General features: G+C 69.1%; 11 protein-coding genes. 4 read left to right on the forward strand and 7 right to left on the reverse strand.

Translation table 11 applies throughout. The features are described 5' to 3' along the window. Positions 1-21: 21 nt before the first annotated feature. Together LGM42_RS20040 and LGM42_RS20045 are read right to left on the reverse strand one after the other, a co-directional pair. Positions 22-858, reverse strand: a complete 837-nt coding sequence (locus LGM42_RS20040; RefSeq protein ID WP_060310386.1) for a spermidine synthase — start codon at positions 856-858, stop codon at positions 22-24. Between the two features lie 67 nt (positions 859-925). Further along, on the reverse strand, positions 926-1,279 hold the full coding sequence (locus LGM42_RS20045; RefSeq protein WP_006498247.1) for a zinc ribbon domain-containing protein YjdM: 354 nt from the start codon (positions 1,277-1,279) through the stop codon (positions 926-928). 359 nt (positions 1,280-1,638) lie between these two features. Here LGM42_RS20045 and LGM42_RS20050 point away from each other — a divergent pair, with 359 nt between their 5' ends. The 3 genes from LGM42_RS20050 (at position 1,639) to LGM42_RS20060 (ending at position 3,084) form a co-directional block, all read left to right on the forward strand. After that, positions 1,639-1,902 (forward strand): HPr family phosphocarrier protein, encoded by a 264-nt coding sequence (locus tag LGM42_RS20050; protein WP_060310387.1) that lies wholly within the window; start codon positions 1,639-1,641, stop codon positions 1,900-1,902. Positions 1,903-1,966: 64 nt separating this feature from the next. Next, complete coding sequence (locus LGM42_RS20055; RefSeq protein WP_060011105.1) at positions 1,967-2,188, forward strand: hypothetical protein; 222 nt, start codon at positions 1,967-1,969, stop codon at positions 2,186-2,188. A gap of 329 nt (positions 2,189-2,517) precedes the next feature. Continuing rightward, a complete protein-coding gene (locus LGM42_RS20060) occupies positions 2,518-3,084 on the forward strand; it encodes a GNAT family N-acetyltransferase (RefSeq protein ID WP_059637333.1) in 567 nt (188 codons plus the stop codon). Between the two features lie 22 nt (positions 3,085-3,106). Here the strand turns inward: LGM42_RS20060 and LGM42_RS20065 are convergent, their stop codons facing one another. Together LGM42_RS20065 and LGM42_RS20070 are read right to left on the reverse strand one after the other, a co-directional pair. Beyond that, positions 3,107-3,328 carry a hypothetical protein gene (locus LGM42_RS20065; protein WP_059575116.1) on the reverse strand — a complete coding sequence of 74 codons (222 nt, stop codon included), beginning with the start codon at positions 3,326-3,328 and terminating at the stop codon, positions 3,107-3,109. Between the two features lie 23 nt (positions 3,329-3,351). Further along, positions 3,352-3,684 (reverse strand): hypothetical protein, encoded by a 333-nt coding sequence (locus LGM42_RS20070; protein ID WP_059637330.1) that lies wholly within the window; start codon positions 3,682-3,684, stop codon positions 3,352-3,354. Between the two features lie 591 nt (positions 3,685-4,275). Here LGM42_RS20070 and LGM42_RS20075 point away from each other — a divergent pair. After that, on the forward strand, positions 4,276-4,986 hold the full coding sequence (locus LGM42_RS20075; protein WP_060310388.1) for a response regulator: 711 nt from the start codon (positions 4,276-4,278) through the stop codon (positions 4,984-4,986). Positions 4,987-5,053: 67 nt separating this feature from the next. Here LGM42_RS20075 and LGM42_RS20080 read toward each other — a convergent pair whose 3' ends face one another. The 3 genes from LGM42_RS20080 to LGM42_RS20090 form a co-directional block, all read right to left on the reverse strand. After that, positions 5,054-6,682, reverse strand: a complete 1,629-nt coding sequence (locus LGM42_RS20080; protein ID WP_413227424.1) for an efflux transporter outer membrane subunit — start codon at positions 6,680-6,682, stop codon at positions 5,054-5,056. A 1-nt stretch (position 6,683) separates the two neighbouring features. Next, on the reverse strand, positions 6,684-8,276 hold the full coding sequence (locus LGM42_RS20085) for a DHA2 family efflux MFS transporter permease subunit (protein WP_089466163.1): 1,593 nt from the start codon (positions 8,274-8,276) through the stop codon (positions 6,684-6,686). Between the two features lie 85 nt (positions 8,277-8,361). After that, positions 8,362-9,585 carry an HlyD family secretion protein gene (locus LGM42_RS20090; protein WP_226233003.1) on the reverse strand — a complete coding sequence of 408 codons (1,224 nt, stop codon included), beginning with the start codon at positions 9,583-9,585 and terminating at the stop codon, positions 8,362-8,364. Positions 9,586-9,599 lie beyond the last annotated feature (14 nt).

The following is a 9,599-nucleotide window of genomic DNA, read 5'->3' on the forward strand; positions in this document are numbered from 1 at the left end:
CGGCCCGCCCCCTCGGTCCGGCTACGCGCCGATCTCCCAACGTTCGTGCGACTGCGCGCGCCAGACCAGCCGCCGCGAATCGATGCCCTCGCCGTGCTTCATGCGTCTCGCGGTGGCGGCCAGCTTCAGTTCACCGGCCTGCGGGCACGCGAGCGCCCGCTCCAGCAGGATACGCAACGACGGCAACCGGCTGCCGTCCTTCCATGCGAATGCAACGAAGTTGTTGTCGTCGCCGCACGGCACCAGCGCATACGACGAACCGAATACCGATCGCAACTGCTCGAGGTGCTGCGGCAACGCCGGATCGTCGTCCATGAAGTTGATCGCGAGCACGCCGGATTCGCTCAGGCGTGCGCGGCACGCATCGAGAAAAGTGGCACCCGTACAGCGGCCGCGCATGCCGTCGGCGACGAACGCATCGTGCAGGATCACGTCCGTGCGGACGTCCGCCCGCTCCAGATGATCCGCGCCGTCGGCGCACACCACGGTGAAGCGCGCATCGTCGGCAGGAATCCTGAACGTGTCGCGCAGCGCGATCACGTCGGGATTGATCTCGACCGCATCGATCGTCGTGCCGGGCAGGTGGCGGTAGCAGTACTTCGCGAGCGACCCGCCGCCGAGCCCGAGCATGCAGATGTGTGCGGGCTCGGCCTGCAGCAGCAGGAAGCCCATCATCACGCGCGTATAACCGAGTGCGAGCCGCACCGGATCATGCAGCGACATGAAGCTCTGGGTGCCGAAATGATCGAAGTGCAGCGAGACCGCGTGCTGCGTCTCCAGCACGAACGGTCGGCCGTCGTTCAGCGGCGTCGCCAGGAACCTGACGAACGCGTCGTAGGCAGTGCGATCCTCGGCCATGTGCGGGTACTCGAATGAAAAAAGCAGCGGCTGAAAACGCGGATGCAACGGTCGCCTGACCGTGCGCTCAGACCTTCTTCAAGTAGCACGCCTTCAGCATGAAGCCGCCCATGTCGGTCTTGCAGTCGACTTCGTGATCGCCGCCGACGAGCCGGATGCTCTTGACCTTGGTACCCATCTTCAGCGTGATCGACGAACCCTTCACGCGCAGGTCCTTGATCAGCACGACCGAATCGCCGTCCGACAGCACGTTGCCGTTCGCGTCCTTGACGACGTCGCCCGCCGGTTCGTCACCGGCCTCGGCGCCGGCGTCGGCCGACCATTCGTGGCCGCAGTCCGCGCACACGGTCAGCGCGCCGTCGGGGTAAGTGTTTTCCATCGCGCATTGCGGGCAGGCAGGGGCATTCATTGCGGCTTCCATTCGGGAGGAGTTCGGGTCGGTCGACGATGCCGGGCGAGCAGGTTGCGCGCCCGGATACGCCGAGACTCGCCCGCCGGCAACGCCGCGGGCCGGCATCGGCGCACACGGCATTATAATGTAATTCACATGATCTGGCCGATGCATTATAATCCCCCACTTTCCGACAATCCGCGAACTTGAATACGCCTTCGCAGCGGATGTCGGCATGTTCGCGCCGAATGGTGCGCACAATGCACCCGGCCGGCACCCGCGCCCCTGCGGAAATTCGTGACATGCCAGCCGCCCGATGTCCGCTACACGTGCGTAACCCTGCATGTCGCGCGCCGCCCCGCCCACTTGTCCGGAGGCTTTCCAGCATCGTGGCAACCGTTGTGTACGTTGAAATCGGCCCCGCATGGAACCGCAATCGCGGCCGCGCCGCGCGCGATGCGACCGTCGACGCGGCACGCCGCTTCGACAGCGACATCCTGCTGATCGCGAACGGGCACGGCAGCAACGCAAAAAACAGCGGCGCGATCGCGTCGCTGCAGGTCCACGGCGGCACGTCGGCCCAGGTGCTCGCCACCGGCCCCGACGAGGAAGCGGCGCTGCACGCGCTGCTGCCGTTGTTGCAGGCAAGCTGATGCTTGCGCCTCCTCCGTCCGGCCGTGTGCCGCCCACCCCGAAACGCCATTTCCCGAGGAAGCCATGAACGATACGCTCACGTCCAACACCCCCAATCTGTCGGCCTCCGCGATCTGGGCGCTCGAACGCCTCGCCGACGTTCGCTACGGCCGCGATGCGCCGGCGCTCGGCTGGTCGATCGCGCGGGAGCTCGTCAACGCCGGGTTCGTCAGCCATCCCGCGCACGGCCGCTCCGGCGCATCGATCACGGCCGAAGGGCGCTCGTTCCTGAAAAGCCGCAAGTAACGCCATCCGGCACGGGCGCGATCCCGCGTTGCGCGCAACACGCGGGCGCGGCGATGACCACCGTCAGGAAGCAGGCCGACCGCTCGCCGCGGCCGGGGGTTCGCTACAGGCATTCGCCACACGGCGACGAACGGCCGCATTCGTCGAACGCCCCGCGCGATGCACCCGACCGCGACGTCGTCACGCGAGCCGGTCCATGCGGGCACCGCCGGCCGTCCGCGCGATGCGGTCGCATGCCTCGATGCGGGTGGGGAATTGCGTCCACGTCGCCGTTTACGCGGTATCGTACGAGACCCGAGCGCGGCGCCCTGCGTCGCCGCCCCTTCCTCATGGAACGCCCGATGACATTCAGCGCCGTGCCCCCCGTCTCGTCTCCGCCCGTTCTCGACACGCCCCGTCTGATCCTTGAAGGCCACCCGCTCGGGGACTTCGACGCACTCGCCACGATGTGGGCGGAACCGGGCGTCGTCGCGCATATCTTCAACGGCACGCCTTCCACGCCGCGCGACTCGTGGATGCGTATGCTCGCGTATCGCGGGCTGTGGCCGCTGCTCGGCTATGGTTACTGGGCGATTCGCGAAAAGGCGTCGGGGCGTTACGTCGGCGATCTCGGCTTCGCGGATTTCCACCGCAACATCGACCCGCCGATCCGCGGCGTGCCGGAAGCCGGCTGGGCGCTGGCGACGTGGGCGCAAGGCAACGGCTATGCGACCGAGGCGCTCGCGGCCGCGCTCGCATGGCTCGACGCGCAACAGCGGTTCGAGCGCAGCGTGTGTCTGATCGCGCCGACCAACGTCGCGTCGATCCGGGTCGCGGAGAAAGCCGGGTACGGCGAGCCTCAGCGCATCCGCTTCAACGACGCCGATTCATTGATGTTTTCACGCAAGCGCCGGTAGGCGCGTCGAACCGGCGGCCGAGTCAGTCGGCGACCGGTTCGTAGCGATGCATGAAGAGGCCGTCGTCCATCGGCCAGCAGTTGCCGGATTCGTCGCGCACGATCCAGTCGCCCGGCTTCACGGATCGCCAGCCTTCCGGCGTCGCGATCGCCCACAGGCCGTGACGGCGCTCTACCCGTTCATGGTCGCCCTCGGCGAACCACCGTGTTGCATCGACCTGACTGGCGCGTTCTCTGAATTTCATGCCATCACCAAAGGAAACGGATTTCAGTGTCGCGTGGCCGCGGCGCCGGCATCGAGCGACCGCTGCCGCGCCCTCAGCGCGTTCGTTGCCGTGCGGGCTGCGTGCAGCGCCATCCAGCCCTCCGCGATGAGCGCCTCGAGCGTGTCGCGCGCGACGGTGGAAATCCGGACGTCGATCTCCTGCACTTTCATCAGCGCCGACACGACCTCGTCCGGTTGATCGGGTGCAAGCGCAACGATGAACGCCGAACGCGTCTCGGCGGCCCGAACGGCCTCGCTCCAGTCGGCGCGCGCCACCGCCGCTTCGATCGCATGCGTGAGTGCGTCGAGACTCTGGACGACTTGCAACGGCGTCATTTCGCTTCCCCCGTCAGTAATCGATAGCATCCGCCCGACTGCCCATCGGAGCCGGCGCGGCGGCGACCCGACTCGCGCGCATCCGGTTCGTCACGTGAGCGACATGACTCGACGCTTCGCCGAGACCGGTAGCCGATACGACCGCGAAACAGGCGCAATGCGCGACGCGCGGATCAGGTGTGTGGATTGTAGGGAGCGGAACGCGGCGACGTCGGTAATATTTTGTAATGATATGTCGACTAACCTTGCCTGGCCTGGTGTCGGGCGGTGCGGGAACGGTGCGGGAACGGTGCGCGGCGTCGAAGTGGCGCAAACGTTTTCGTCTGACGGATGCGCGGGCGCGCATCGTCCCGAGCGCCGCGCCGACTCTCGCATCGAACCGTTTCAGCCTCACGCGCGGCCCCGCGTCGCTTGCCCCGCGCGTTTCCTCTGATGGCGGCGATTGGCGCGCAGATAAGCTCACCGAACGATCCAGATTTCCCCACATTCCATCGGAATGTTGCGCAGTATCATCCACGTCGCTTCGGCCACGACACGCTCGGACTGGGCCTGACCGCTCTCCACCTTCCCGTTTTGCCCCTTCGTTTAGCGATGCCCATCCGAATCCTGATCGTCGAAGACGACGTCCCGCTGTCCGCGCTGATCGCCGAGTACTTGCGCACGCATCATTACCAGGTGGACACGCTGTGCGACGGCGCCGGCGCGGCAGCGGCGATCGTCGCGAGCCGCCCCGACGTGGTGCTGCTCGACATCAACCTGCCGGGCAAGGACGGCTTCGAGATCTGCCGCACGGCGCGCATGCAGTACGACGGCATCGTGATCATGGTGACGGGCCGCGACGAGCCGTTCGACGAATTGCTCGGGCTGGAACTCGGCGCGGACGATTTTCTCCGCAAGCCGCTCGAACCGCGTCTGCTGCTCGCGCGAATCAAGGCGCAGTTGCGGCGCACACGCGTGCCGGCGGGCGACGCCGTGCAGGCTTCGCCGCAGCGATACGTGTTCGGCAAGTTCTCGATCGACCGGGCCGATCGCCGCGTGCATCTGCCTGACGGCAGCATGCCGCGCCTGACGTCGACGGAATTCGATCTGCTGTGGGCCCTCGTGTGCCGCGCGGGCGAGGTAGTGAGCCGCGAAGACCTGACGCTGCTGCTGCGCGGCATCGCGTTCGACGGCCTCGATCGTTCGATCGACGGCCGCATCTCGAAGCTGCGCCGCAAGCTGCGCGACGACGCGAACGAACCGAAACGGATCAAGACCATCCGCTCCAGGGGCTATCAGTTCAGCAAGCACGCATGGGATTGAGGCCGCGCGCGGGCCGACGGACGGCGTTGCGCGCGCGCGGCAACCGACGCCCGCCGCGCGCGCGAGGCTACTGCGCGCGCGCCGTGCCGGTATCCTCATTCGCGGCCGGCCCCGCCTGCCAGCCGCCGCCGAGCGCCTTGTACAGCGCAACGAGATCGGTGGTCGTCTGCAACGCGCCCTGCTCGGCCTGCTGCCGGCCCTCCGACCATTGCCGCTCGGCATCCAGCACGTCGAGGAACGGCGACAGGCCCTTCCGGTAGCGATCGCGCGCGAGATCCAGCGCGCCCTGTTCGGCCTTCACCGCGTCGTCGAGCGCGGCCGCGCGCGCCTGGTCGGTGCGGTACACGGCCAGCGCATTGTCGACGTCGCGCAGCGCGACGAGCACGGCTTGCCGGTAAGCGAGCGCCGCTTCGGCCTGGCGCGCCTGCGACAGCCGCAGGTTCGACACGAGCGCGCCGCCGGAAAAGATCGGCAGCGACACGGCCGGCCCGAACGCGTAGAACAGATGCGACCAGTGCGCGAGCTCGCGCACGTGCGACGCGCGCAGGCCGACCTGCCCCGTCAGCGAAATGTCCGGATAGAACTGCGCGACCGCGACGCCGACGTCGGCGGTGGCCGCATGCAGTTCGGCCTCCGCACGGCGGATGTCGGGGCGCCGGCGCGCGAGCGTCGACGGCAGGCCGACCGGCACGGTCGGCGGCACCGCCGGCAACGCGCGCGGGGCGGTCAGCCAGTCGTCGAGCACGCCCGGCGCGCCGCCGACCAGATAGGCGAGACCGTTGCGCAGCAGCACGATCTGCTGGTCGAACTGCGGCAGTTGCGCGCGGATCTGCGCGAGCCGCGCGTCGGCGCTGCGCACGTCGAGATCGCTCGCGAGACCGTGCGCGGCCTGCTCGCGCGTCAGGTCGAGCAATTCGCGCTGCGCGCGTTGCAGGTCGTCGGCCAGCGCGCGCTGCGCTTGCGCGCCGCGCAGTTGCAGATAGGTCTGCGCGACTTCGGCCTCGAGCGACAGCAACGCGTCGTCGCGGCTCGCGACCGCGGCGCTCGTCTGCGCGCCGGCCGCTTCGACCGAGCGGCGCACGCGGCCGAACAGGTCCAGTTCCCACGATGCGTCGAACCCGGCCTGCCACAGGTTGACCGGCGATTCGAGGGCATCGAGCGCGCCGCGTGCACCTTGCTGCACGCTTGCCCCGGTGCCTGGCCCGAACCGGTCGAGCGGCGAGCCCAGCGCGCCGAGACGATCGACGCGCTGGTCGATGCCCTGCTCCTCGACGATGCCCTTCAGGCCGAGCTGCTCGCGCTGGTAGCTCGCGTTCGCGCGCACGTTCGGCAAGCCCTGCGCGGCGGCCGCGCGCACCTGCGCGCGTGCCTGCGCGATGCGCAGCACGGCCGCCTGCACGTCGAGGTTGTCGTGCGCGGCGCGCTCGACGAGCCGGTCGAGCAGCGGATCGCCGAACGCGCGCCACCAGCGCGGATCGGGATCGGCGTCGATCGTGGGCGACGACCGCGCGGCCACGCCGGATGCGGGAGACGCCGCCGGCCCGTCCGCCTGCATCGCATGCCAGGTGGCCGGGACGTCCGCTTGCGGCGGATGGTAATCGGGGCCGACGGTGCAGCCGGCGATGATCGTCGTCATCGCGCCGCACACGATGCGGCGAATCAGGCGGTGGCTGCGATTGTCGCGGCGCATGCGCATGTCAATGCCCTCCCGCGCCGCGCGCGGCCTTCGCCGGCGAGAACAGGAACGTCAGCGGAATGCTGAACGCGCAGAACACCGCGAGGATCGCGAACACGTCGATATACGCGAGGATCGTCGCCTGCGAGACGAACGTTTCGTAGAGCCGGCCGGTCGCGGTCTGCAACGCGGCCGGCGGCGGCGCGCCCGTCAGCGCGCCGATCGCGCGCGCATTCTCCCGCAGCGCATCCTGGAAGTTCTGCGACAGCGTCGACATGTGCGTGGACAGGTGCGCCATGCGCGCTTGCGTGCGCTCGCGGATCAGCGCGGTCGACACCGAGATGCCGATCGAGCCCGCGACGTTGCGGAACATCGTGAACAGCGCGGACGCGTCGTCGTTGAGCCGCCGCGGCACGGTCAGGTACGCGAGCGTCGTGATCGGCACGAACATGAAGCCGATCGCGAGCGACTGCGCGCACCGGATCATCACGAGGTGCTTGTAGTCGATGTCCGGCACCAGCATGCGCGAATAGATCAGCGCGCCGCACAGCAGCACGAAGCCGAACCCGACGAGATAGCGCGTCTGCACGTGCGGCATCAGCCGGCTCACGAGCGGAATCTCGAGCGTGATCAGCAACGCGCCGGGCGACAGCACGAGCCCCGCGAGCGTCGCCGTGTAGCCGAGATGCTGCTGGGCGAGCTGCGGCACGATCACCGCGCTGCCGTACAGCACCGCCGCGAACGTCGCGATCGTCACGCAGCCGAGCGCGAAATTGCGGTCGCGCAGGCACGACAGGTCGACCACCGGTTTCTTCGTGCGCAGCAGCCACAGCGTCGCACCGATCAGCCCGAGCGCGGACAGCACCGCGAAGACGCGGATGAAGGTCGAGCCGAACCAGTCCTCGTCCTCGCCGCGATCGAGCATCACCTGCAGGCAGCCGAGGCCGATCGCGATCAACCCGATGCCGATGTAGTCGATCGAGATCCCGCGTTCGGCGTCGCGCCGCCACGGCGGATCCTCGACGAGCTGCATCACCGCGAGCACGGTCAGCGCGCCGATCGGCACGTTGAGCAGGAACACCCAGCGCCACGAGAAATGGTCGGTGATCCAGCCGCCGAGCGTCGGCCCGAGCACCGGCGCGACGACGATCGCGATCGCCGAGATCGAGAACGCGCGGTTGCGCTGCTCGGGCGGGAACGTATCGAGGATGATCGACTGCTGGTTTGGCTGCAGCCCGCCGCCGAACAGCCCCTGCAGCACGCGGAACACGATCAGTTCGCCGAGGTTGGTCGCGACGCCGCACAGGAACGAGCACACGGTAAATGCGGCGATGCACAGCAGGAAGTAGCGCTTGCGGCCGAGCAGGCGCCCGAGGAAGCCCGAGATCGGCAGCACGATGCCGTTCGCGACGAGGTACGACGTGAGCGTCCAGGTCGCCTCGTCGTAGCTCGCCGACATCGTGCCGGCGATGTGCGGCAGCGCGACGTTGACGATCGTCGTGTCGAGCACCTCCATGAACGCGGCGAGCGTGACGACGATCGCGATGAGCCACGGGTTCGCGGCGGGGCGCCATGCGCCGCCGGACGCGCCGCCGCGGTCGGGCGGCCGGTTCATCGGCGGGCCTCGCGAGGCGGGAACGGCATGCGGGTATCGGGCATCGGATCGCTCCGGTCGATGCCGGCCGCGGCACGGCGGCCGGTCATTTCAGATGGACGGTCGGCTCGACCGACAGGCCGAGACCGAGCGGCGGACGGGTCGGCAGCGGGCCGTCGAGCACGATCTTCACCGGCACGCGCTGCACGATCTTCACGAAGTTGCCGGTCGCGTTCTCGGCCGGGAACGCGGAGAAGCGCGAGCCGCTGCCGAGCTGGATGCTGTCGACGTGGCCGTGCAGGTCGAGATCGGGATACGCGTCGACCGACACGTCGACGCGATCGCCGACGCGCATCCGTTCGAGTTGCGACTCCTTGAAATTCGCGGTGATCCACACGCGCGGCGTGACGATCGAGAAGATCGACGTGCCGGCTTGCAGGAACGAGCCCAGTTGCACGTTGCGCCGCGTGACCCAGCCGTCGGACGGCGCGCGCATCTCGCAGTACGACAGGTTCAGGTTGGCCGTCTCGAGCTGCGCGCGCGCCTGCAGCACCTGCTGGCGGCGTTCCTCGACGGCCGTCTCGGCCTGCCGGATCTGCTGCGGCACGAGGCTCGCGGTGCGCGCCTGCGCCTGGGCCATCGCGACGTTCGCGTCGGCGGTCGCACGTTGCGCGTCGGCCGCATCGATCGCCTGCTGGGAAGTTGCGCGCGCATCGACCGCCCGCTGCCGCGCCTGCGCGGCGAGCGCCTGCCGGTACGCGGCTTCCGCCGACTCGATCTGCGCGCGCGCCTGCCGATACTGGGCCGGATACTGCACACGCGCGATATCGAGCTGCACGCGCGCCGCGTCGAGCTGCGCCTGTGCGAGACCGAGCTGCGCCTGCGCCGCGTCGACCTGCGCGCGGTAGTCGCGCGGATCGATCTCGACGAGCACGTCGCCGCGCCGCACGAAGCTGTTGTCGTCGACCGCGAGCCGCGTCACGTAGCCGGACACGTGCGGCGCGACCGCGATCGCGTTGCCGTCGGTGTACGCATCGTCGGTGCTTTCCTGGTTGCGCGTCGCGAGCCACCAGACGAGCCCGCCGACGAGCAGCACGACCAGCACCGCGCCGAGAATGATCAGCGTTTTCTTACTGGGCCGCTTGCGTTCGCCTTCGCCGTTGTTGCCGTCCCCGTCTCCGTCGCCGCCGGTGCGGCCGCCACGATCGTCGTGCGGATGGCCGTCGCCGCCACCGCCGCCCGGCGCGTCGGTCGGGTGCTCGCCGTTGCGGCCCGGCGCGGCGCCCGAGCCGCTGCCGCCGCCGGACGGGGACGGCCCCCGCCCCGCCACCCCAGCCCGGCCCC

Source organism: Burkholderia sp. AU39826, assembly GCF_020419965.1.
Classification (GTDB): Bacteria; Pseudomonadota; Gammaproteobacteria; order Burkholderiales; family Burkholderiaceae; genus Burkholderia; species Burkholderia semiarida.